A 22,524-nucleotide genomic window follows, 5' to 3' on the forward strand; every position below is an offset into this window, starting at 1 on the left:
GTAGGCGAACAAAATCGTGTTTTGTGAAGGAAAGCACAAAGGCCCCCGCCGGCCGGACCGCGGCAGGCAGGGGGAGAAGCTTGGATGAAGGAAATTGTCCAAAACCGGAGCGCAGCATGCGCGCCGGCCTCAGCCGGTTCTGCTCAGGGCGTGCGGATATGATCGATCAGCGCGATGGTGGCTTCATCCGGCGGCGGCGTGAGCAGGCTGACGATGACCATGGCGGCGATGCCGACCGGCACGCCGAAGATGCCTGCCGAGATCGGTGCGATATGGAACCACTGCCCGGCCACGCTGCCGCCGAAGGAGGGATTGGTATGCAGCATGTAATACACGCACATGAGGAAGCCGCAGACGATGCCGGCAATCGCTCCGGGCTGGTTGGCGCGTTTCCAGAAGACCCCCAGCACCAGTGCCGGGAACAGCGTGGAGGCTGCCAGCGAAAAGGCTGCGCCGACCATGGAGAGGATGTCGCCCGGTTTGAGCGAGGCCGCATAGGCCGCCAGCAAGGCCACCACCAGCAAGAGCAGCTTGGAGATGGTCACGCGCTTCTGTGTGGAGGCGCTCGGGTCGACCACCTTGTAATAGACGTCGTGCGAGAGGGCATTGGAGATGGTCAGCAGCAGTCCGTCCGCCGTCGACAGCGCCGCGGCCAGGCCACCTGCGGCCACCAGTCCGGAAACGAAATACGGCAGCCCGGCGATCTCCGGCATGGCCAGCACGATGATGTCGCCATCCATGGAAATCTCGCCCAGCTGCACCAGTCCGTCGTGGTTGAGATCATGGATGGAGACCAGCGGATTGAGCTTGTCCATGTTGGCCCAGTAATACACCCAGTCCGGCAAATGGCTGTAGCTGCTGCCCACCAGCGAGGTGTAGATGTCGTATTTCACCAGTACCGTCAGCGCCGGCACGGTGAGGTAGATCAGCATGATGAAGAACAGCGTCCAGAATACCGAACTGCGCGCCCCCGCCACGGTGGGCGTGGTGTAGTAGCGCATGAGGATGTGCGGCAAGGCGGCGGTGCCCAGCATCAGGCAGAACACCAGCGCCAGGAAGTTGTTGCGCTTGATGTCCGAGCTTTGCTGGTCGCGCCCGGGGAAGGGTTCGGTCTGCGACACCGGTGGTTGCGCTCGCGCCAGATTGGCCGCACGCGCCTCGGTCCATTTGCGTTCGGCTTCCTCGGGCGACTTGGGATAGGCCGACAGCGCCCGGCTGGCGGCCTTGATGTCGGCCAGCGAGGCGTGCGTATTGCGGCGCACCTGAGCGGCGTGGTTCTGCGCTTCCACGCGGCCGTCAAGCCAGGATTGCGGCAGGTGCTTCAGGCGGCGGTCGTAGTCATCGGCCTGCGCCTGGAAGATCTGACGCACTTCCTGTTCCTTGGGATCACTCTCCAGCCGGTGTTCCAGCGCCGAGAGCTTGGGCAGCACCGCGCCATAGGCCACCGGCGGTACCGGTACGGTGGCATGCTTGGCCGACAGCCAGATCACCGGGATCAGGTAGGCCAACAGGATGATGATGTATTGCGCCACCTGGGTCCAGGTGATGGCGCGCATGCCACCGAGGAAGGAGCACACCAGGATGCTGGCCAGTCCGAGGAAGATGCCGATGGAAAAGTCGATGCCGGTAAAGCGCGAGGTGATCAGGCCCACGCCATAGATCTGCGCGACCACATAGGTGAAGGAGATCAGGATGGTTGCTGCCACCGCCAGGATGCGGATCACGTTCACACCGTGGCTGCCGGGTTTGCCCGGATAGCGCGCGGCGAGGAAATCGGCGATGGTGTATTGCCCGAACTTGCGCAGGTAGGGTGCGATCAGCAAGGCCACCAGGCAGTAGCCGCCGGTCCAGCCGATGATGTAGGCCAGGCCGTCGAAGCCCTGCAGGTAGAGGCCGCCGGCCAGGCTGATGAAGGTCGCCGCCGAGATCCAGTCGGCGGCGGTGGCCATGCCGTTGAACAGCGGCGGCACGCGTCGTCCGGCGACATAGTATTCGGGCACGTCGGAGGTGCGGCAGACCACACCGATGCCGGCATACAGGCCGATGGTGACGAACAGGAACAGATAGCCGATCCATGAGCGCGGCATGCCTTCGTGCTCCAGGATGGCCAGTACGCACAGGAAGATGATGAAGCCCAGCGTGTAGAGGCCGTAGTAACGGCACAGGCGCCGGAAGAAATCCTTGTTACTCTCCATGCCAGGGCTCACCTTGTTCACGTCTGACCAGTTGTTCGATGCGGCGCATGCGGCGCAGGTAGATCACCACGATGGCCAGGTAGACCAGCATCATGCCCTGCGCGGCCATGTAGAAGGAGATCGGCCAGCCGAACAGGTGTACCTGATCCAGCTCGCGCGCGAAATAGATGAAGAAGAACGTGGCCAGGAACCACAGTGCCAGCAGCCAGGCCGTCATGCGGCGAGTGCGGTGCCATTGGTTGCCGGGGTCGTTGGGAGGGGCGCCGTGGTCCATGTCAGGTGATGTCGTCGAAGAAGGGCGTGTGCGGCATCATGCGAAAGCACACGCGAAACAGGCTGCCCGGGTAGCGGGGATCGGTACTGCGCGGATTGTGCGTGAGCTCGACTGCGGCCTCGTGCTGCTGCGCAATCTCGCGCACGATGGCCAGGCCCAGGCCGCTGCCGGTACTGGGCGTGCCGAGGATGCGATAGAAGCGCTCGAAGACGTTGGTGCGTTCGGCGGCCGGGATGCCGGGACCGTTGTCTTCCACTTCGAGGATGGCCAGGCCACCGCCCTCGTCGGTACGGGCGCGCACCGTGACCCGGCCATTGCCGTCGTGCGGTGTGTAATGCAGGGCATTGTCCAGCAGGTTGGACAATAATTCGCGCAGCATCACGGCATTGCCGGTGATGAGGATGGGGTGATCGGGCTGCTCGAAACCCAGATCGATGCGCTGGGTGAAGGACATCGGCACCCAGTCCTGCACCACGCTGCGCGCCAGTTCGTTGAGTTCCAGCGGCAACATGCCGCCGGATTGTGATTGCTGGTTTTCGGCACGTGCCAGGGAGAGCAACTGATTGACCAGGCGGGTGGCGGTTTCCGAACTCTTGGCCAGTTGCTCCAGCGAGCGGCGCACGTCGTCCTGGTCCTCCTGGCGCAGCGCCAGTTCGGACTGCATGCGCATACCGGCCAGTGGGGTTTTCATCTGGTGCGCAGCATCGGCGATGAAGCGCTTCTGGATGGCGATGGTCTGCGACAGCCGCGCCAGCATGTCGTTGAGCGAGCGCACCAGGGGCGAGATTTCTTCGGGGACCTGGCCGGAATCGATGGGGGAGAGATCATCGGGGCGGCGTGCGCGGATGCGTTGCTGCAATTCCGACAGCGGAGACAGCCCGCGCGAGAGCGCGAACCACACCAGCGCCAGCGCCACCGGCAGGATCACGAACTGCGGCAGGATCACGCCCTTGATGATTTCATTGGCGAGCTGGGCGCGCTTTTCCAGCGTCTCGCCGACCTGCACCGTGGCCAGGCGCGGCTCGTGCTGGGCAGCGCGCTGGGCCGGGCTGCGGCGCAGGTCTACTTGCAGGGTGGCGATGCGTACGTCGCTGCCGTGCAGGATGTCATTGCGGAACTGCACCGTGCCCAGCGTGGCGCGTTCATCTTCTCCAGGCGGCTGGGGCATGTCGACGTCGCCCTCCACATATTCGCCGTTGGGGCCGGTGACCTTGTAGTAGATGTTGTCGATGTCATCGGCGCGCAGCAGGTCGCGCGCCGACACCGGCAATCTCGCCACCACCTTGCCATTGACTTCCGAGACCTGCTGCGCGAGCACGGTCACGCTGTCTTCCAGGGCGCGGTCGAAGGGCTGGTTGGCGATCGACTGTGCAATCAGATAGGTGATGGCGATGCTCATCGGCCACAGCAGCAGCAGCGGCGCCAGCATCCAGTCAAGGATCTCGCCGAAGAGCGAACGCTGGATGCGTTCGACCGGCTGCGTGGCCAGGGCGGCGCGGCGTTTCTTGCGGGGGGCTGGGGCGGCAGGCGCCTCCTGTGCCGGCTCGGCAGGTGAGGCAGCAGCAGGGGAGGGATCGCGCGCGGTCATCGGTTCTCAGCGCGCGGCTGTCGGGGCCAGTGCCGCGGAGGGCGCGCCGTCAAGCCGCGCCGCTGGAGACTGCCAGCGGTGCGGCACCGGTCTCGGGCAGCTTTTCCAGGCAATAGCCGAGTCCGCGCACGGTGGCGATGCGTACGCCGCCGACCTCGATTTTCTTGCGCAGACGATGGACATAGACCTCGATGGCATTGTTGCTGACTTCCTCTCCCCATTCGCACAGGTGGTCCACCAGCTGTTCCTTGGAGACCAGGCGACCCGTACGTTGCAATAATACTTCCAGCAGGCCCAGTTCCCGTGCCGACAGCTCCAGCATCTGCTCGCCGATGTAGGCGATGCGGCCGACCTGGTCGAAGGACAGCGGTCCATGCCGGATGACGGTCGGACCACCACCGGCACCGCGCCGGGTCAGGGCGCGCACCCGCGCTTCCAGTTCGGAGAGGGCGAAGGGCTTGGCCATGTAATCATCGGCACCGAGATCGAGTCCCTGGACGCGCTGTTCCACCGAGTCCGCCGCCGTCAGGATCAGCACCGGCAGGCGCGAATTGCGCGCGCGCAGGCGGCGCAGTACTTCCAGGCCGGACATCTTGGGCAGGCCCAGGTCCAGGATCAGCAGGTCGAAATCCTGGGTGGACAGGGCCGAATCAGCTTCCACCCCGTTCTTGACACAGTCGGCTGCATAGCCGGAATGGCGCAGGGAACGGGTCAGGCCGTCGGCCAGTACGCTGTCGTCTTCAGCAAGGAGGATGCGCATAGGAATCGGTCAGCGGGGCGGCCCGGCTGAAATGTCTCGGATGGTTGAATTATTGTGCTGGCTTTTCATTCATATTCCACTAATTGCAATCTCAATGCAAATCAGGGATATCCTGAGGCAGCCTGTCCTTGACGGAGGTCATCTTGTTGCCTTTAAGTGTAACAATTGAAGGCGGGTCATTGAAGTTGGGCGCTTAGGCCTTATAGTAGTGAGCGTCAGCAAGATTTACTTGCTGACGGCGCAATTTTTGTTGATATAATTTCTCGCATCCATTGCTGGAAAAATCTGATGAAACGTTTGTGGGTCCTCCTGCTGATCTGTCTGTTACCGGTGCAAGTTTTTGCAGCGGTGCTGACGTACGCCAGCTCGATGGCCGCCACCGACTTCTCGGTACCGGCCCCGGTGCAAGCCGCCGTGGCGACCCAGCATCTGGTTTCCAAGACCGTTTCCCTGTCCGACCAGGCCCCCGCCGTGGGTGAGGACCAGTCCCATGCCGCGCTCTCCGACGTGGCTGGCAACGACGACGACAGCACCGGCTATGCCGACAACGGTGAAGACTTCTCCACGCACGCCGGTATCGGTGACGAGCCCGTGCTGATGCAATCCCTGGCCATGGTGCCGCAAACCTCCCGCCTGGCGCCCGCTCTGCGTAGCGATGCCGCCCTGCAACCCCCGTTCCTGCCGCGCGCAGGACGTCCCCCCCGGGCCTGATCCCGTCGCCACGCGCGACAGGACTTGCAGCGCCCGCTGAACTGCCCCTGATATTGCCTGAGGCTTCGCGTCGTGCGACAGCAGGATCCTGCGCGTGTGCGACCAGCGCCGGCCTGCCCGCGCCGCTGCTGATACCGCCGGGCACACCTGTTCCAGACATTCCAGAATCACGGCCGATGTGACCGCATCACATCATCAGAATCCTCTAGGAGATAGCATGAAAAAAGCATTTGTCGCGCTGATAGTGGCGGTCATGACGCTGTCTGTTGGCATGTCGGCCGTCGAAGCCAAGCGTCTTGGCGGTGGCGGTTCGATCGGCAAACAGTCTTCCAGCGCCAGCCGTCAGGCGCAGAGCCCTGCGCCGATGCAGCAGAACCAGGCGGCCGCCGCCAAGCCGGCCGCTCCTGCTGCGGCTCCGGCTGCCGCAGCCGCCAAACCGAGCATGTGGAAGGGCCTGCTGGGTGGCGCCCTGCTGGGCCTGGGTCTGGGCGCGCTGCTGTCGCACTTCGGCCTGGGTGGCGCACTGGCCAGCATGATCAGCACCATCCTGACCGTAGCCCTGATCGCCCTGGCGATCATGTTCGTCATCCGCATGTTCCGCCGCAAGTCGGAGTCGGCACAAGCCTCGCAACCGGCACCGGCCTGGGCCAGCGCCGCACCGCAAGCAGCTGATACCCAATCGGCCACGCCGCAGATCGGCTCCATGCTCAAGACCGACCAGTCCGCCGCAGCGACCACCCAGAGCGGTTTTGGTGGCGGTTTCGGCAACGCCGAGGCAGCCCCTGCCTACGGCATCCCGGCCGGTTTCGACACCGTGGGCTTCGTGCGCAATGCCAAGACCTACTTCATCCGCCTGCAAGCGGCATGGGACAAGGCTGACATCAACGACATCCGCGAATTCACCACCCCCGAGATGTTTGCCGAGCTGCGCCTGCAGATCCAGGAACGCGGTGCGGTCGCCAATCAGACCGATGTGGTCTCGCTGGATGCGGAAGTGCTGGGCGTGGAAACGGTGGGCAATGATTACCTGGCCAGCGTGAAGTTCTTCGGCTTCATCAAGGAAGACCCGACCGCCTCGCCAGTCCAGTTCGCCGAGATCTGGAACCTGTCCAAGCCGGCTGCCGGTCAGGGCGGCTGGGTGCTGGCAGGTATCCAGCAGCTCGATGCAGTCCAGGCCTGAGCTCTGGGCTAGTAGCCCGCAAGAATTGGCAAGAACGTTCACGTAGTACGTATTTGTTTGGCGCGGAAGGCGGCGGTTAGTGGATGAGCGTCGCCAGTCCGTTTTACCGCCGGCTTTTGCCGGCGGTTTTTTTTGTTCACTTCGTTTGTCATTGCGCGCCTGAATTTCTCTTCATTTCGGCCCGGAACCGCCCAGATGGCGCGGCTTTCCTCTGCGCTCCCGTCCTTTTCCTTCCTGTTGCTGCTCGCCAATAAAAAAGCACCGCCTTGGCGGTGCTTGTGGTGCTAGTGGTGCTGGTGCCCGGGGACTTCCCATGGACTTACGGCAGGCACAATTCGAACAGCGCACCGCCCTCGGGATGATTGGATAGCCGCGCTTCCCCGTGCCGGGTCTCCTTGTTGTGGGCGGTGGCAATCGCATTGCACAAGTCCATGCCCAGTCCGGTGGAGGGCTTCTTTTCCTGGGTGCCGATGCCGGGGCCGTCGTCGCGTACCGTGAAGATCACCCCACCCTCCGGATGCTTGCGGCAGCCCAGCGCGATCTGCGAACGCGCAAAGCGGCTGGCATTCTGGAGTGCCGCTTCCAGCGCCAGTGCCACCAGGTGTTCATCGAAGAAGCCGATGAGCGGCATGTCGGTTTCGTCCACCTGCAGCAGGATGTCACTGCTGCGGGCCACGCCATGCTCGCGCACCAGCGCATCGAGGAAGTCCAGCGGCGAGACCGCCTCGACCTGCGCGCGCAGGCCCTGGGAGTCTGCCTTGTAGAGGGTCAGGAAGGCGATCAGCTTTTCCTGCAGGGCCAGACAGGTGACATGGGCCTGCTGGACGCGCGGCACGTCGTCGGACAGGCGGCGCAATTCCCCCTCCAGCACGCCCAGGGAGTTTTTGATGTCGTGAATGATGATCGCGGCAAGCTTGGGATCCATGGTCAGCTCTTCGGGGCTACTTTGGTCAGGGTGTCGCGCAGGAACTTGTGCATCTTGGCGACTCTATCGTTGCCGGGAATCAGACGGTCCAGGGTGGCCAGGTAGCGGCGCACGCGCTTGACATAGTCTTCGTTCCAGCCGCGCTGGCTCATCCAGAGCAGGTGCAACTGGGCCGAGGCCAGCAGCACGCCGGTATTCTCGGGCATGCTGGCCAGCGCTTGCTCCAGCTTGGCCAGCGACTCGTCGGGCTTGGCGCTGCGCATCAAGGCATTGGCTTCGGCGATGATGCTCATGCACTGCTTGACGGCACCGTCGATGAGCTCCTCGGCCAGGTTGGCGCGACCGGTATCGGCCAGCACCTTGCGCGCCAGCATCTGCAGGGTCTTGTTCTCGTGGTCGGACTTGACTGCCTCGGCGATCAGCTTGGCGCCTTCCTCGTCCTTGCCCATCGAGAAGGCGGCCTTGGCCAGGGCCAGGGTGGCGGTATCCGAGGCTTCCTTGCCGGCGGCCTGGCGGGCCGTCTCGAAGGCCTGCTGGGCCGAAATGGTATCGCCCAACTGAACGTAGGCCTGGGCTTGCACTGCGGCCTGGGCGGAGACGAAGATGTTGGATTCCTCGTAGCGACGTGGCGCGCTTTCCAGCAGACGCAGGGCGGCATCGGGATCGCCGCTGTCGATGTGAACCTGGGCCAGCGAGAGCAGGTCGGTCGGCTGTGCCGTGAGCGAACCCTTGGTGTGCTTGAGGACGCGGTCATAGGCTTCGCGCGCCTGATCCAGGTGGCCGCTGCGGTAGGCCACGTCGCCTACCAGCCGACTGCGGCGCGCCGAGGGAATGATCTCGGAGGACTTGGTCAGCGCCTCCAGCGCGCCTTCCTGGTTGCCCTGGGCTTCGTCGATCTGCGCCAGCAGGTCGTAGGCGGCGATGAACTGCTTGTTCTGCGCCAGCACGTCCTCCACGATCACGCGCGCATCATCCATCTGGCCGGCCACGATATTGCAGCGGGCCAGTCCGATCTTGGCCCACACCAGGTCGTCGCGCATGGCCAGGGCCTGCTTGTAGACCTCGCGCGCCTCGTCGATGCGGCGCTGCTCGATCAAGAGCGTGCCCTTGGTCTTCATGATTTCCACGATCCACTTGGGCGCAGCCTTGAGCACGCTGTCGCATTCGAGGATGGCACCGGCGAAGTCCTTGCGCTTCATCTTCTCGGTCACCGGCAGCATGGCGTGCTGCTTTTCCAGCAGGCGGTCCACGCGCTCGGCGATGCGGCTGGCCGTCAGCGGCTTCAACATGTAGGCGTCGGGCTGGAACTCGGCTGCGCTGGCTACCAGGTTGTAGCCGCTCTCGGCGGTCACCATGATGAACATGCAGGTCGGCGAGAGCATGTTCTGCGTACGGAAGAACTCCAGCAGCTGCTGGCCGTTGCTTTCCTTGTTGAGGTTGTAGTCGCAGATGATCAGGTCATAGGTACCGGATTGCACGAAGCGGATCGCTTCGTCGGGCGTGGCGGCCTGGTCGACCTTGGTCACGCCAAGCTGCCCGAGGTGCATGCGGATGTTCTGGCGCATCGTCGGCATGTCGTCGATGACCAGGCAGCGCAGGGCGCTGATATGGCTGAAAGGCACTAAACTCATGAGAACGTTCTGTAAAGCGATCTGTGAGACGATCTGTTCGGGATTGCGGAAAGCCGGGGCAGCATGATTGCCGCAGCGCAATATCGTGCACGATGACGACGATTGCATGCCAGTTGACCTCGGCTGACCAATTATTCCTACCAATGCGCGAGTGTGCCGCTTTTTTTCCTTCCACGCATCATTCCTCTGCGATTTATGAAGTTTTTGGCTGGGCGGGCTCTCGTATAATTGTGGTTTTCGCCTCGGGATGAATCGAGAGCCGAGAAAAAGGCTTGCACCGGGCACTGTTTTTTTATACAGTATCGCTCTATCGGGGCGGTCATCCACTGTCGCCGAGCAACATCAGCAAGACCTATCAGCAAGACCTCCCCCTGACACCCGTCTTCACGACATTTTGCCGAGAGAGATTTATGGACGACAAAAAAGCTGCGAACAACTCTGAAAAGAGCAAGGCGCTGGCCGCCGCGTTGGCACAGATTGAAAAGCAGTTTGGCAAGGGCTCGGTGATGCGCATGGAAGACGGCGTCATCGCCGAGGAAATCCAGGCCGTTTCCACCGGCTCCCTGGGCCTGGACATCGCCCTGGGCATCGGTGGCCTGCCGCGTGGCCGGGTCATCGAGATCTACGGTCCGGAATCCTCCGGCAAGACCACCCTGACCCTGCAGTCGATCGCCGAGATGCAGAAGCTGGGCGGTACCTGCGCCTTCATCGACGCCGAGCACGCCCTCGACGTCACCTACGCCCAAAAGCTGGGCGTGAACCTGAACGACCTGCTGATTTCGCAGCCAGATACCGGCGAACAGGCCCTGGAAATCTGCGACGCCCTGGTGCGTTCGGGTGCCGTGGACCTGATCGTGGTCGACTCCGTGGCCGCGCTGACCCCCAAGGCTGAAATCGAAGGCGACATGGGCGATTCCCTGCCCGGCCTGCAAGCCCGCCTGATGTCGCAGGCGCTGCGCAAGCTGACCGGTAGCATCAACCGTACCAACACCACTGTCATCTTCATCAACCAGATCCGCATGAAGATCGGCGTCATGTTCGGCAACCCGGAAACCACCACCGGCGGCAATGCGCTGAAGTTCTACGCCTCCGTGCGCCTGGATATCCGCCGCACCGGGTCGATCAAGTCGGGTGACGAAGTCATCGGCAGCGAAACCAAGGTCAAGGTCGTCAAGAACAAGGTCGCGCCGCCGTTCCGCGAAGCCCACTTCGACATCCTGTATGGCGAAGGCACTTCCCGCGAAGGCGAAATTCTGGACCTGGGTTCCGAGCACAAGGTGGTCGAGAAGTCCGGCGCCTGGTACAGCTATAACGGCGAACGTATCGGCCAGGGCAAGGACAACGCCCGCAACTATCTCAAGGAACATCCGGAACTGGCCCGCGAGATCGAGAACAAGGTCCGCGTCGCCCTGGGCGTGCCGGAACTGGCCGGTGGCGAAGCGGAAGCCAAGGCTTCCTGAGTCCCCGCCTAAAGGATTCAAGCGCTATCGCGGCGACAGGGTTTGCCTGAGCCTTGGAGGCCGTGATGGTGCTTGTTGATCTCTCTGTGCCGCGCCGTGTTGGCGGTCTCGGAGAGAGGCAATACCGCAGTACTGCAAGTTCGCAACATGCCAAGACCCCCGATCAGCCTGAAAGCACGGGCGCTCAAATATCTCTCTTCACGTGAGCATAGTCGCCTGGAACTTGCGCGTAAGCTTGCCCCTTACGCGCAAGAGGGCGATGACATCGAAGCCCTCCTGCAATGGCTGGAGCAATCCCGTTTTCTCTCCCAGGAACGTTTTTCCGAATCGCTGGTGCATCGTCGCTCGGCGCGTTACGGCAATCAGCGCATCTTTTCCGAGCTTCATGGTCACGGCATCGAAGGTGAAGCCATTGCCGAATTGAAGGCCGATCTGGCGGCAGGCGAGGGCGAGCGTGCCGCGCAGGTGTTGCGCCGCAAGTATGACGCCCCCCCAGCGGATGCCGAAACCCGGGCGAAACAGATGCGTTTCCTGCAGCAGCGCGGCTTTTCCCATCGCAGCATCCGCGAAGCCTTCCAGAAGGCCTGGGCGGATGATGAAGACGCCCTCTGACAGCGCCAATAGCAGGATAGACCTGCTCGGTACAGCTTTCCAGTTGTTCTCACAAAATCCGCCAGGACAGCCCGTCCTGATCCCGTCACATGGTAATCCAGCGGCTTTGCAGTTGCTGATAGCGCTACCAGCCAACAGGCTGCGTGGCGTGTGCTAGAATTCGGAAGTTTTTGCTGCGGCGCGCAAGCCTGAGGAGATACTGCATGTTGCCGGTTCGTTAAAACGGCGCAACGGTGCAAGGCCCACGTCAGGAGCAGGAATGGATAATGCGAACGCTTCGGCGCAAGCTGGCGCGTTTCGAATATCAGACCAACTAAAGCAGACGGCATGAACATGCCCAATTCTACGAATTCACTCGCAACCCGCGCAGCTCACGCCTGCGCCCGACTCCATCCGGCAACGGATGCGACACCCGCCTGCGGGTTGCAGTCTGCTTTCTGGTCGGCCGGCTCGATGCCGGCTACCGAATTTCAATCCGGCAAGTTTCATTCATTCAGTGTCTAAAGGGAAGCTCCCATGAAAATCCATGAGTATCAGGGTAAAGAAATCCTGCGCCAGTTCGGCGTAACCGTGCCGCGCGGCATTCCTTGCATGTCGGTCGACGAAGTCGAAGCGGCAGCCCAGAAGCTCGGCGGCCCGGTGTGGGTCGTCAAGGCCCAGATCCATGCAGGCGGTCGCGGCAAGGGCGGTGGCGTGAAGGTGGCCAAGTCCATCGAGCAGGTCAAGGAATACGCCAACCAGATCATGGGCATGCAGCTGATCACCCACCAGACTGGCCCTGAAGGCCAGAAGGTCCGTCGCCTGCTGATCGAAGAAGGCGCTGACATCAAGAAGGAACTGTACGTTTCCCTGGTGACCGACCGCGTTTCGCAAAAGGTCGTGCTGATGGCCTCCAGCGAAGGCGGCATGGACATTGAAGAAGTCGCCCACAGCAACCCGGAAAAGATCCACAACGTCATCATCGATCCGATCGATGGCCTGACCGACGCGCAAGCCGACGACGTGGCCGCCAAGATCGGCGTGCCTGCCGAATCGATCCCGGCTGCTCGCCAGAACCTGCAAGGTCTGTACAAGGCTTACTGGGAAACCGACGCTTCCCTGGCTGAAATCAACCCCCTGATCCTGACCGGCGACGGCAAGGTCATCGCCCTGGACGCCAAGTTCAACTTCGACTCCAACGCCCTGTTCCGCCACCCGGAAATCGTCGCCTACCGTGACCTGGACGAAGAAGATCCGGCTGAAGTCGAAGCCTCCAAGTTCGATCTGGCCTACATCTCCCTGGACGGCAACATCGGCTGCCTGGTCAACGGCGCCGGCCTGGCCATGGCCACCATGGATACCATCAAGCTGTTCGGCGGCGAGCCGGCCAACTTCCTGGACGTGGGCGGCGGTGCCACCACCGAGAAGGTCACCGAAGCCTTCAAGATCATGCTGAAGAACCCCGAACTGAAGGCCATCCTGGTCAACATCTTCGGCGGCATCATGCGCTGTGACGTGATCGCCGAAGGCGTGATCGCGGCTTCCAAGGCCGTTTCGCTGAAGGTGCCCCTGGTGGTCCGCATGAAGGGCACCAACGAAGACCTGGGCAAGAAGCTGTTGGCCGATTCCGGTCTGCCGATCATCTCGGCCGATTCCATGGAAGAAGCCGCCCAAAAGGTCGTGGCAGCTGCCAAGTAAGTAACCCAACACGCAAGCCTGCGCGGCGCGAGCCGCCGGCTGCAAGCCATTGCAGCCCAGGCGCCGCCCGCGGCGCAGGCATCACAGTCAAGGAAGAGAAATGTCGATCCTCATCAACAAAGACACCAAGGTCATCACCCAAGGTATCACCGGCAAGACCGGCCAGTTCCACACCCGCATGTGCCGCGACTACGCGAACGGCAAGAATGCCTTCGTCGCAGGCGTGAACCCGAAGAAGGCCGGCGAAGACTTCGAAGGCATTCCCATCTATGCCAACGTCACCGAAGCCAAGAACGCCACCGGCGCCACCGTTTCCGTGATCTACGTGCCGCCCGCCGGCGCTGCTGCTGCCATCTGGGAAGCCGTTGAAGCCGAGCTGGACCTGGCCATCTGCATCACCGAAGGCATCCCCGTGCGCGACATGCTGGCCCTGAAGGACCGCATGGCCAAGGCCGGTTCCAAGACCCTGCTGCTGGGCCCGAACTGCCCCGGCCTGATCACCCCGGACGAAATCAAGATCGGCATCATGCCCGGCCACATCCACAAGAAGGGCCGCATCGGCGTGGTTTCCCGCTCGGGCACCCTGACCTATGAAGCCGTGGGCCAGCTGACCGCCCTTGGCCTGGGCCAGTCCTCCGCCGTCGGTATCGGTGGCGACCCGATCAACGGTCTGAAGCACATCGACGTCATGAAGGCCTTCAACGACGATCCGGACACCGATGCCGTCATCATGATCGGTGAAATCGGTGGTCCTGACGAAGCCAACGCTGCTCGTTGGATCAAGGACAACATGAAGAAGCCGGTGGTTGGCTTCATCGCCGGCGTGACCGCGCCCCCGGGCAAGCGTATGGGCCACGCAGGTGCCCTGATCTCCGGTGGTGCTGACACCGCCGAAGCCAAGCTGGCCATCATGGAAGAGTGCGGCATCAAGGTCACCCGCAACCCGTCCGAAATGGGCCGTCTGCTGAAGTCGGTGCTGTAATCGGCGTCTGGCTGAACCAGCCACAGCAGCAAGATCAGTACCCGCAAGACCAGCATGGGGAGCTCCGGCTCCCCATGTCATTTTTGGAGAGCTGTCCTAAAGGGCGGGCACTCATCGCGCACGGCGCGGTCATCCAGCCATGTGCCCAACCCGAGGCGCTGTTTTTCCAAGAGGACATACATGGAATTCCTGACCAACCTGAACTGGGTGGCAGTGGCACAGATCATCCTGATCGACATCCTGCTCGGCGGCGACAATGCCATCGTCATTGCGCTGGCCTGTCGCAACCTGCCCGACAAGCTGCGCATGAAGGGGATCGTCTGGGGTACCGTGGGCGCCATCGGCATCCGCATTGCGCTCATCGCCTTTGCCGTGACGATGCTGCAATTGCCTTTCCTGAAGCTGGTCGGCGGCGTCCTGTTACTGTGGATCGGCATCAAGCTGCTCAATGAAGACGACGATCACGCCGACATCAACGGCAGTGACCGCCTGTGGGGTGCGGTCAAGACGGTGATCGTGGCGGACCTGGTGATGAGCCTGGACAACGTGATTGCCATCGCCAGTGCGGCCGAGCAAGCGGCGGGCGAGCACCAGTTGCTGCTGGTGGTGTTCGGCATTGTGGTCAGTATCCCCATCATCGTCTGGGGCAGCACCCTGGTATTGAAGCTGATGGAGAAATTCCCGGTCATCGTCACCCTCGGCGCGGCCTTGCTGGGCTACATCGCAGGTGGCATGATCTTCAGCGACGTGGCCGTGCAGGGCTGGCTCAAGGGCCTCATCGCCGACACCGAATTCGTGCTGCCGGGCGCAGCCGTCCACCTGAGTCTGCCGGGCCTGGTCGGCTCGCTGGGGGTGGTGCTGACCGGCCTCACGCTCAAGCGCAGGAAGCAGGAGCGGCAGGGGCCTGCCCTCTGATCCGCCCAAGCCCGCTCTCCCTGCTTGAGCCATATCAGCGCCATGGCCCCACAAACCTGATAGCTTTGCAATTTTTTCGCTAGTGCGCATGACCGGCGCTGCCGATACTGGCAACGCCCTTTTCTTTTTTACGAGGATCCCATGAAACCCGTCGTCACCCGTCGCCCCCAACAAGGCTTTACTTTGCTCGAACTGATGGTCACGCTGGCCATCATCGGCATTCTTGCGATGCTGGGCGCCTCGCAATATCAGGACTACATCGCCCGTGCGCGCGTTTCGGAAGGCTTCAACCTGGCCGAGCCCTACAAGCTGGCCGTGACCGAGCAGATCAGCTCCAACAATGGTGTCTTCACCGTGGCGCAACTGGGCCTGCCGGCCTTCACGGCGACCGACAACGTCAGCAAGATCGAGGTCTCTCCCATGGAAAAGCGTGGCGTGGGCGGCGTCATCACCATCACCTACGGCCCGCGCGTGGGTGACGGCGGCACCCTGACACTGACGCCCACCATCACCTCCGGCACGATTCAGTGGCAATGCGCAGCCAAGGATGTCAAGCAAGCCCCCACTCCGGAAGGCGCCACGCCCAACACCGGTTTCGTCGCCGGTACCCTGCCGGCCAAATTTGCACCGGCCAACTGCCGCGGTTGATTCGCAGGTGCACGCTGCGGATTCCGGCAAGAAAAAACGCGCCCTCGGGCGCGTTTGTCTTATCCACGGGAGCATCGACCGCAGCCCCGGCTCAGGGCCGCGCCATGTTGATGTCACTCTTGCCGCCGCGCTTTTCGGTCACGCAGATATCGGTCATGACCATGCTCTTGTCGACCGCCTTGCTCATGTCATAGACCGTCAACAGTCCTACCTGGACGGCCGTCAGCGCTTCCATCTCCACCCCGGTCTTGCCGAAGGTTTCCACGCGCGCGGTACAGCGCACCGATGAGCTGGCCGCATCAGTCTCGAACTCCACCGACACATGCGTCAACGCCAGCGGATGGCACAGCGGGATCAGTTCACCGGTACGCTTGGCCGCCATGATGGCGGCGATGCGGGCGATGCCCAGGACGTCTCCCTTCTTGGCGGTGCCGGCTTCGATGATGGCCAGCGTGGCCGGCTGCATGCGGATCACGCCCGTGGCCAGGGCCACGCGGTGAGTCTCGTTCTTGCCGCCGACATCGACCATGTGCGCTTGTCCGCCCTGGTCGAAGTGAGTGAGGCCGCCGTTGGGCGCGGGTTCGCCGGATGTGCTCATGGTGATGTACTGAAGATGAAATGAAGGGAAAGGAGCGGGTATCATAGCAGGCAGCCCGCAGCGCACGCTGCCTCTCCTTTTTCCTGTCCGACATTGATGACTGGTCCATGCAGCGAACCGTGACTGATCCTTCCCGCCGACCCTTGCGTCGCCTGCTCATGCCTGCCGTGAGTGCCGCCTGTTTCTTGCTGCCCGCTGCCCCGTTGACGCTGCTGCCGCATCCCGGCGTGGCCCAGGGTTTGCCGACGCTGGGCGATACCGAACGGGAAGGGCTCTCGCCACTGATGGAGCGCAAGCTGGGCGAAGAGATCATGCGCGACATCCGCACCGATCGTGATTACGTCGACGATGGTCCGGTCTCGGAATACCTCAACAATTTCGGCCAGCACCTGGTCTCGATTCATCCTGAAGTGCGTGGCGAGGCGGGGTTCGACTTCCAGTTCTTCATGGTGCGTGATCCCATGCTCAATGCCTTCGCGCTGCCGGGCGGCTTCATCGGCGTCAACAGCGGGCTGCTGCTGGCGGCGCAGTCGGAGTCCGAACTGGCCGGTGTGATGTCGCACGAAATCGGCCACGTGGCCCAGCGCCACATCGCCCGCATGCTGGGCCAGCAGAAGCAGAATTCGATGATCCAGCTGGCCGCCATCGTGCTGGGCGCACTGGCCGGCGTGTCCAAGGCCGGGGGCGATGCCGCCATGGCGACCATGATGGGGGGCACCGGGCTGGCCGTGCAGCGCCAGCTCAACTTCAGCCGCGACGCCGAACGCGAAGCTGATCGCATCGGCCTGCAGATCATGCGCGACGGCGGTTTTGATCCGTCCGGCATGGTGACCTTCTTCGGTCGACTGCAAGCGGCCTCGCGCAACTACAGCGATGCCGTGCCGCCCTACCTGATGACGCACCCGCTGACCACCGAACGCATCGCCGACATCCAGGCCCGCATCCGCGAGCAGCGCTACAAGCAGCGGGTGGACAGCCCCGAATTCCAGCTGGCGCGCGCCCGTACCCAGGTCTTGCAGAATGACGGCGTACAGGGATTGCGCGACAACGTCGCCAAGTTCACCGACCAGGCCAAAGGCAATACCAAGCTCATGACGGCCGCCGCCAAGTACGGACTGGCCTACGCCTACTATCGCCAGAACCGTTTCGAGCAGGCCGAGACGGCCTTGAAGGAGGCGCAGGAGGCAGCCGTTCCGATGAAGACCGGCATCTTCTTCGGCAGTCTGGACATCGATATCAAGATCGCCCGCAAGCAGACCCAGCAGGCTCTGCAGGTGGCGGAGACCTTGCGCCAGCAGTTTCCCATCTCGCGCGCCATCGCGCGCCAGTATGCCGATGCCCTGATCGCCGCCAGGCGCTATGACCAGGCCGTGGCCTACCTGCGCGACCAGGCGCAGCTGTATCGCTCGGACGCCCAGGTGCAGGAGTTGCTGGCCAAGGTCTACGCCGCCCAGGGCAAGCAGGCCTTGCAGCACCTGGCACTGGCGCAATCCTATGCGCTCAACGGCAGCCTGCTGGCCGCCATCGATCAGCTGGGAATTGCACGCAAGGCACCGGATGCGACCTTCTACGACCAGTCGCAGGTCGATGCCCTCGAGCGCGAATGGAAGGCGCGCTGGAAGGATGAGCAGAAAGATCTGAAAGAGCGCGGCTGAGCACCGGCCGGAAAGTCAGTACTGGCGGGGGTTGGCGACGAATCTGAAGGTTTCTTCCAGGTGGTCGCTGGTGATGCGTTGCAGCGCCAGTTCCTGTCCCTTCCAGATGAAGGAAAGTGTCAAATCGTCGCTGCCCTCCAGCCACCGCAGCAGGGCGTCTTCGTCGGCATGATCGGCCGGATGCAGACAGGGTAGCAAGCTGGCCAGGTCACGGTCATCGACCCCGGCAACGATCTGGTCACTGCGCAGATAGAGCCGTCCGCGCTCATCCATCCAGGCGGCATCGACCTGCTCCACCACGCCCTGCGTATGCAGCAGCAGGGCGGGTGCATTCTGGTCCGCGCCGGGCTGGGTGCGCAGCAGATGCGGCATCCATTCCAGATCGACATAGACCCGCTGCGGCCCGTTCTGGAAATACCAGCGTCCCGTGTCGTCGGCGGCATAGTTGCGTTCGATGAAGGCCAGCAGGGCAGGGTGGCGAATCGGATCGCCGGCCAGCTTCAGTTGCTGCGCGCGTTCATCGCGCATGCGCCACTGGCCGCGCGCGTCCAGCCGCAGCCAGCCGAAGCAGTGCGGTACGTTGGGCCAGCGGGCCATGGCCTGGTGGACGATCTCATCCATGGGCCAGCTCCGGGCGGACGTCGAAGGCACTCTCGGCCCGGCCTTCGAGGAAATGCAGTAGTCGCTGCGGCAGCCACGCCAGGCTGCCCGGCGGCCCCCCTGCGGCAAAGCCGACATGTCCGCCCTGTTCGGGATATTCCAGCACCACTTCCGGCGCCGCCGAGCGTGGCAGATGGCGGGCCGGCAGGAAGGGATCGTTCTGCGCATTCAATACCAGCGTGGGCACGCTGATGTCGTGCAGGATGTGCTTGGCGCTGGCGCGGTCCCAGTAATCGTCGGTATTGCGATAGCCGTGCAGGGGCGCGGTGACCACGTTGTCGAAGGCATACAGATCGCGCGCCGACAGCAGGGCGTCGCGGTCGAACAGGCCCGGGAACTGCTCCAGCTTGGCCAGGCACTTGGGCCGCATGGTGCGCAGGAAAACCCAGGTATAGAGCCGGTTGAAGCCGCTGGCCAGGGCCGCGCCGCCACCGGCCAGATCCAGCGGGGCCGATACCGCGCAGGCGGCATCGACGATCTCGGCCTGGTGCTGCGATTCGCCCAGCCAGCGCAGCAGCGCATTGGCACCGAGCGACACACCGCAGGCGTACAGGTGGGTGGCGGCCAGGTCTTGCTGGCGCAGCTTGAGGCGACGGATGATCCAGTCCAGCTCGGCGCTATCGCCCGAGTGATAGAAGCGCGGTGCCAGGTTGATTTCACCCGAGCAGCCGCGAAAATGCGGAATTGCCCCATGCCAGCCACGCCGCTCCACCTCTGCCATGAGTGCGCGGCTGTAGTGGCTGTCGGACGAGCCTTCCAGCCCGTGGAACAGCAGCAGCAGCGGTCGTCCCGGCTGACCATCGACGAAATCGATGTCGATGAAGTCGCCATCCGGGGCTTCCCAGCGCTCGCGCCGGTAGGCCACCTGCGGCTTGGGCAGGAAGGTGGACGGATAGATGGTCTGGAGATGGCCGCCGGGAAGCCAGCGGGGTGGGACGTAAAGCATGATGCAGCCTTGCTCGGAATCGGATGGCGCAAGCGCCTGTGGATAAATCAGGCTGCCGTCAATGCAGCATGGCCCCGCTGATCACCGGCTCCAGCGGTGCCGCACCGGGGGCTACCGACGCGTGGTGCATCACCAGGCGCCAGCCCAGGGCGGTCTTGAGGTAGACATTGGTGGCGATGACGTGCACGTCCGGTTGCGGCTCGCCGCCGTGGTCGATGTCTTCCACCACGCTGTGCACGGCGGTCATCATGTTCTGGGTGGCGTGCAGCTGGCGCGGGCGGATATGCAGGCCGCCGTTGGAGAGGATGTCTTCCCACACGGCGCGGATGTCCGCATGGCCGACCAGGCGTTGTGCGCCGGGATGGATGCAGACGATTTCCTCATCATCGGCCCACAGGTCCATCAGCGCGTCCAGATCGGCGCGGGCCAGGGCGTCGTAGTAGGCAGCTTCGATTTCATCGGGCGAACCATGGATCAGTTTGTTGCGGGACATGAGAATCTCCGGATCAGATGAAAAGAGGGCCTTGTGGGCCCTCTCGTGTCTGGTGCGAAACCTGAATCTTAATGGCCTTTGACCACGGTGCCCGGTTTGAGCTGGTACTGGGTTCCGCAGTAAGGACATTTGGCCGCGCCGTGCGCGTCCAGTTCCAGGAACACGCGCGGGTGCGAGTTCCAGGCCGACATGCTGGGGTTGGGGCAATGGGCCGGGAGGTCCTTGCCTTCGAGCAGGATCACGCCCTGCGATGCTTGAGCTTGGCTCATGTTGTTCTCCGTTGCTTGCAATTGACTGAAGTTGATACGTGAAAACCCGCGCTGATCGGCCGCGCTTACACCAGCGTGAGCCAGTGCTTGTACTGCGGTGCCCGCCCCGAGACCACGTCGAAGAACAGGGTCTGCAGCTTCTCGGTGATGGGGCCGCGGGCGCCATTGCCGATGATGCGGCGATCCAGTTCGCGGATCGGCGTGACTTCGGCGGCGGTGCCGGTGAAGAAAGCTTCATCGGCGCAATACATTTCGTCGCGGGTGATGCGTTTCTCGATGACCTCGATGCCCAGGTCGCGCGCCATGGTCAGCACGGCGTCGCGGGTGATGCCATCCAGGCAGGAGGCCAGGTCGGGAGTATAGATCTTGCCGTTCTTGACGATGAAGACATTTTCACCCGAACCTTCCGAGACATAGCCGTCGGTATCCAGCAGCAGGGCTTCATCGTAGCCGTCGGCCAGCGCTTCCTGGTTGGCCAGGATGGAATTGATGTAGTAGCCGCTGGCCTTGGCGCGCACCAGCGACACATTGACATGATGGCGGGTGAAGGAAGAGGTCTTCACGCGGATGCCCTTGTTGATGCCATCCTCGCCCAGGTAGGCACCCCACGGCCAGGCGGCGATGGCCACGTGGATCTGGTTGCCCTTGGCGGACACGCCCAGCTTTTCCGAGCCGATCCAGATCAAGGGGCGGATGTAGCAGGATTCCAGCTTGTTCTCGCGCACCACCTGGCACTGCGCCTCGGCCAGGGTGGCCTGGTCGAACGGAACTTCCATCTGGAAGATCTTGGCCGAGTTGAACAGGCGCTGGGTATGCTCCTTGAGGCGGAAGATGGCCGTGCCTTCCGGGGTCTTGTAGGCGCGCACGCCCTCGAAGACACCCATGCCGTAGTGCAGGGTGTGGGTCAGTACGTGGATGGTGGCGTCTCGCCAGTCGATCAGCGCGCCATCCTTCCAGATCTTGCCGTCGCGGTCAGCCATGGACATGGTGGTCTCCCTCTGTGCAGTGATTGCAGATTTCCTGAAATGGACCTCAGTTCGGTCATGAAGAACTGAGCAAAGAGCTCCATTCTAGCGGATTCACGCGAGTAAAAACTTTCATCTGTAGAATGAAAGTACTGAGCGAAAATGCACACATCACCGCGCGCCCCGACGCCGGTCGCGTCATCCATCCCGTCACGGAACAAGCATGCAGAAGGAGACAGGCGAGGACGATTCAGGAGCAGCGCCGCGCACCCGCGCGCCCGGTTCCGAAGCCGCCCGCCGCATCGAGAAGGAAGCTTTCCAGGAAGGCTGGCGCGCCAGTGCCTCGACCATTCCGGCCGTGCTGGCCTGGGGCATGGTCTCGGGCATGGCCATGGTCAAGTCGGGACTGACGATCTACCAGTCGCTGGGCATGAGCCTCCTGGTCTACGCCGGTTCGGCCCAGTTTGCCGCGCTGCCGCTGCTGGCGGCCGGGGTGCCGCTCTTGGTGGTGTTCTTCACGGCCATGATCGTCAACTTGCGCTTCGTGATCTTCTCGGCGGCGGTGGCGCCGCACTTCGAGCATCTGCCCTGGTATCGCCGGGTCTGGTACGGCTTCTTCAACGGCGATATCTCGATGGCCTTCTTTCCGCAGCGCTATCCTCCGTCTACGTTTCATCAACCCGCTGGCAAAGTCGGTTATTTTGCGGCGATCTGTTACCCCGGCTGGCTTGCCTGGCAATTGGGGGCGACCATCGGCATCCTGCTGGGCAGCCAGATTCCGGAAAGCTGGAACATCGGCTTTGCCGGCACCCTGGCCCTGATTGCGGTGATGATTCCGATGACCAGCAGTCTGCCGGCCCTGGCCGGCGTGGTGGTGTCGGGCTCAGTGGCGGTGCTGGCGCTGGGGCTGCCCTACCGGCTGGGCCTGTTGCTGGCCATGGTGCTGGGCATGGCCACGGCAATGCTGGTCGACAAATTGCTTCCCGGTAATGATGGCGATGTGGAGGCGGCAGCATGAATGAGTGGTATGTCTGGGGTGCCATCGTGCTGATGACCGTTTCCACCGTCATCACCCGCAGCGGTTTCTTCCTGTTCGGCCATGCGGTCAAGCTGCCACCTCGGCTCAAGCATGCGCTGAGCTATGCGCCGGCGGCCGCCATGGCGGCCATCATCTTCCCCGATCTGGTGACCACGGGCGGTGCCGTCGAGATCAGCCTGGCCAATCCCAAGTTGCTGGCCGGCATCGGTGCCGGCGCTTTCTTTGTGGCAACACGTCATCTTTTGGGAACTATTGTGGCAGGAATGTCACTCTTTACACTGCTGCGCTGGTTCTTGTGAAGTTTTGCGCAGACCCGCAGGCGCCGCTCCGGATGTTGTTCA

23 protein-coding genes are annotated in these 22,524 nt (G+C 62.9%); 11 read left to right on the forward strand and 12 right to left on the reverse strand.

The genetic code is table 11. From position 1 onward, the window contains the following. Positions 1-143: 143 nt before the first annotated feature. The 4 genes from HNO82_RS02385 to HNO82_RS02400 are packed head-to-tail and all read right to left on the reverse strand — an operon-like array spanning position 144 to position 4,817. Positions 144-2,195, reverse strand: a complete 2,052-nt coding sequence (locus tag HNO82_RS02385) for a sodium:solute symporter family protein (protein ID WP_175342631.1) — start codon at positions 2,193-2,195, stop codon at positions 144-146. Continuing rightward, positions 2,185-2,469 (reverse strand): DUF4212 domain-containing protein, encoded by a 285-nt coding sequence (locus HNO82_RS02390; protein WP_034349659.1) that lies wholly within the window; start codon positions 2,467-2,469, stop codon positions 2,185-2,187. The genes HNO82_RS02385 and HNO82_RS02390 overlap by 11 nt, the downstream gene beginning before the upstream one ends. A gap of 1 nt (position 2,470) precedes the next feature. Then, complete coding sequence (locus HNO82_RS02395) at positions 2,471-4,057, reverse strand: sensor histidine kinase (RefSeq protein WP_175342632.1); 1,587 nt, start codon at positions 4,055-4,057, stop codon at positions 2,471-2,473. A 49-nt stretch (positions 4,058-4,106) separates the two neighbouring features. Next, positions 4,107-4,817 (reverse strand): response regulator, encoded by a 711-nt coding sequence (locus tag HNO82_RS02400; RefSeq protein WP_008325548.1) that lies wholly within the window; start codon positions 4,815-4,817, stop codon positions 4,107-4,109. A 288-nt stretch (positions 4,818-5,105) separates the two neighbouring features. On the opposite strand from HNO82_RS02400, the gene HNO82_RS02405 reads away from it, so the two are divergent. Further along, positions 5,106-5,528, forward strand: coding sequence for a hypothetical protein (locus HNO82_RS02405; RefSeq protein ID WP_034349661.1), 423 nt, complete (start codon positions 5,106-5,108; stop codon positions 5,526-5,528). Positions 5,529-5,745: 217 nt separating this feature from the next. Further along, entirely contained in the window at positions 5,746-6,708 is a 963-nt protein-coding gene (locus HNO82_RS02410; protein WP_008325550.1) for a Tim44 domain-containing protein, read from the forward strand. A 319-nt stretch (positions 6,709-7,027) separates the two neighbouring features. On the opposite strand, the gene HNO82_RS02415 is transcribed toward HNO82_RS02410, so the two are convergent. Beyond that, positions 7,028-7,633 carry a sensor histidine kinase gene (locus HNO82_RS02415; protein ID WP_008325551.1) on the reverse strand — a complete coding sequence of 202 codons (606 nt, stop codon included), beginning with the start codon at positions 7,631-7,633 and terminating at the stop codon, positions 7,028-7,030. Positions 7,634-7,635: 2 nt separating this feature from the next. After that, entirely contained in the window at positions 7,636-9,264 is a 1,629-nt protein-coding gene (locus HNO82_RS02420; RefSeq protein WP_175342633.1) for a tetratricopeptide repeat-containing response regulator, read from the reverse strand. Positions 9,265-9,674: 410 nt separating this feature from the next. Here HNO82_RS02420 and recA point away from each other — a divergent pair, with 410 nt between their 5' ends. The 6 genes from recA (at position 9,675) to HNO82_RS02450 (ending at position 15,558) form a co-directional block, all read left to right on the forward strand. Continuing rightward, positions 9,675-10,724: a recombinase RecA gene (gene recA / locus HNO82_RS02425; RefSeq protein ID WP_008325554.1), complete on the forward strand. Its 1,050-nt coding sequence runs from the start codon at positions 9,675-9,677 to the stop codon at positions 10,722-10,724. Between the two features lie 147 nt (positions 10,725-10,871). Next, entirely contained in the window at positions 10,872-11,336 is a 465-nt protein-coding gene (recX, locus tag HNO82_RS02430) for a recombination regulator RecX (RefSeq protein WP_008325556.1), read from the forward strand. A 516-nt stretch (positions 11,337-11,852) separates the two neighbouring features. Continuing rightward, entirely contained in the window at positions 11,853-13,013 is a 1,161-nt protein-coding gene (gene sucC / locus HNO82_RS02435; protein ID WP_008325557.1) for an ADP-forming succinate--CoA ligase subunit beta, read from the forward strand. 100 nt (positions 13,014-13,113) lie between these two features. Continuing rightward, positions 13,114-13,995 carry a succinate--CoA ligase subunit alpha gene (sucD, locus tag HNO82_RS02440; RefSeq protein ID WP_013232695.1) on the forward strand — a complete coding sequence of 294 codons (882 nt, stop codon included), beginning with the start codon at positions 13,114-13,116 and terminating at the stop codon, positions 13,993-13,995. A 180-nt stretch (positions 13,996-14,175) separates the two neighbouring features. Next, positions 14,176-14,910: a TerC family protein gene (locus HNO82_RS02445; protein ID WP_175342634.1), complete on the forward strand. Its 735-nt coding sequence runs from the start codon at positions 14,176-14,178 to the stop codon at positions 14,908-14,910. Between the two features lie 141 nt (positions 14,911-15,051). Continuing rightward, complete coding sequence (locus HNO82_RS02450) at positions 15,052-15,558, forward strand: pilin (protein WP_008325560.1); 507 nt, start codon at positions 15,052-15,054, stop codon at positions 15,556-15,558. A gap of 91 nt (positions 15,559-15,649) precedes the next feature. On the opposite strand, the gene moaC is transcribed toward HNO82_RS02450, so the two are convergent. Beyond that, positions 15,650-16,156, reverse strand: a complete 507-nt coding sequence (gene moaC / locus HNO82_RS02455; protein WP_175342635.1) for a cyclic pyranopterin monophosphate synthase MoaC — start codon at positions 16,154-16,156, stop codon at positions 15,650-15,652. A 107-nt stretch (positions 16,157-16,263) separates the two neighbouring features. Here moaC and HNO82_RS02460 point away from each other — a divergent pair, with 107 nt between their 5' ends. Then, the gene (locus HNO82_RS02460) at positions 16,264-17,811 is read left to right on the forward strand and encodes a M48 family metalloprotease (protein ID WP_008325562.1); all 1,548 of its coding nucleotides are present in this window, start codon (positions 16,264-16,266) and stop codon (positions 17,809-17,811) included. 15 nt (positions 17,812-17,826) lie between these two features. Here the strand turns inward: HNO82_RS02460 and HNO82_RS02465 are convergent, their stop codons facing one another. From HNO82_RS02465 to HNO82_RS02485, 5 genes are all read right to left on the reverse strand, one after another. Beyond that, positions 17,827-18,432, reverse strand: coding sequence for a DUF2946 family protein (locus HNO82_RS02465; protein WP_175342636.1), 606 nt, complete (start codon positions 18,430-18,432; stop codon positions 17,827-17,829). Continuing rightward, complete coding sequence (locus HNO82_RS02470; RefSeq protein WP_175342637.1) at positions 18,425-19,417, reverse strand: YheT family hydrolase; 993 nt, start codon at positions 19,415-19,417, stop codon at positions 18,425-18,427. The genes HNO82_RS02465 and HNO82_RS02470 overlap by 8 nt, the downstream gene beginning before the upstream one ends. 58 nt (positions 19,418-19,475) lie before the next feature. Then, a complete protein-coding gene (locus HNO82_RS02475) occupies positions 19,476-19,910 on the reverse strand; it encodes a YybH family protein (protein WP_175342638.1) in 435 nt (144 codons plus the stop codon). 68 nt (positions 19,911-19,978) lie between these two features. After that, on the reverse strand, positions 19,979-20,179 hold the full coding sequence (locus HNO82_RS02480) for a zinc-finger domain-containing protein (protein WP_008325571.1): 201 nt from the start codon (positions 20,177-20,179) through the stop codon (positions 19,979-19,981). 65 nt (positions 20,180-20,244) lie between these two features. Continuing rightward, positions 20,245-21,165, reverse strand: coding sequence for a branched-chain amino acid transaminase (locus HNO82_RS02485; protein WP_008325572.1), 921 nt, complete (start codon positions 21,163-21,165; stop codon positions 20,245-20,247). A gap of 202 nt (positions 21,166-21,367) precedes the next feature. On the opposite strand from HNO82_RS02485, the gene HNO82_RS02490 reads away from it, so the two are divergent. Together HNO82_RS02490 and HNO82_RS02495 are read left to right on the forward strand one after the other, a co-directional pair. Further along, on the forward strand, positions 21,368-22,162 hold the full coding sequence (locus tag HNO82_RS02490; protein WP_175342639.1) for an AzlC family ABC transporter permease: 795 nt from the start codon (positions 21,368-21,370) through the stop codon (positions 22,160-22,162). Continuing rightward, on the forward strand, positions 22,159-22,482 hold the full coding sequence (locus tag HNO82_RS02495) for an AzlD domain-containing protein (RefSeq protein WP_175342640.1): 324 nt from the start codon (positions 22,159-22,161) through the stop codon (positions 22,480-22,482). Before HNO82_RS02490 ends, HNO82_RS02495 begins: the two co-directional genes overlap by 4 nt. Positions 22,483-22,524 lie beyond the last annotated feature (42 nt).

This window comes from Herbaspirillum sp. C9C3, assembly GCF_013359625.1.
In the GTDB taxonomy this organism is placed as follows: domain Bacteria; phylum Pseudomonadota; class Gammaproteobacteria; order Burkholderiales; family Burkholderiaceae_D; genus Herbaspirillum.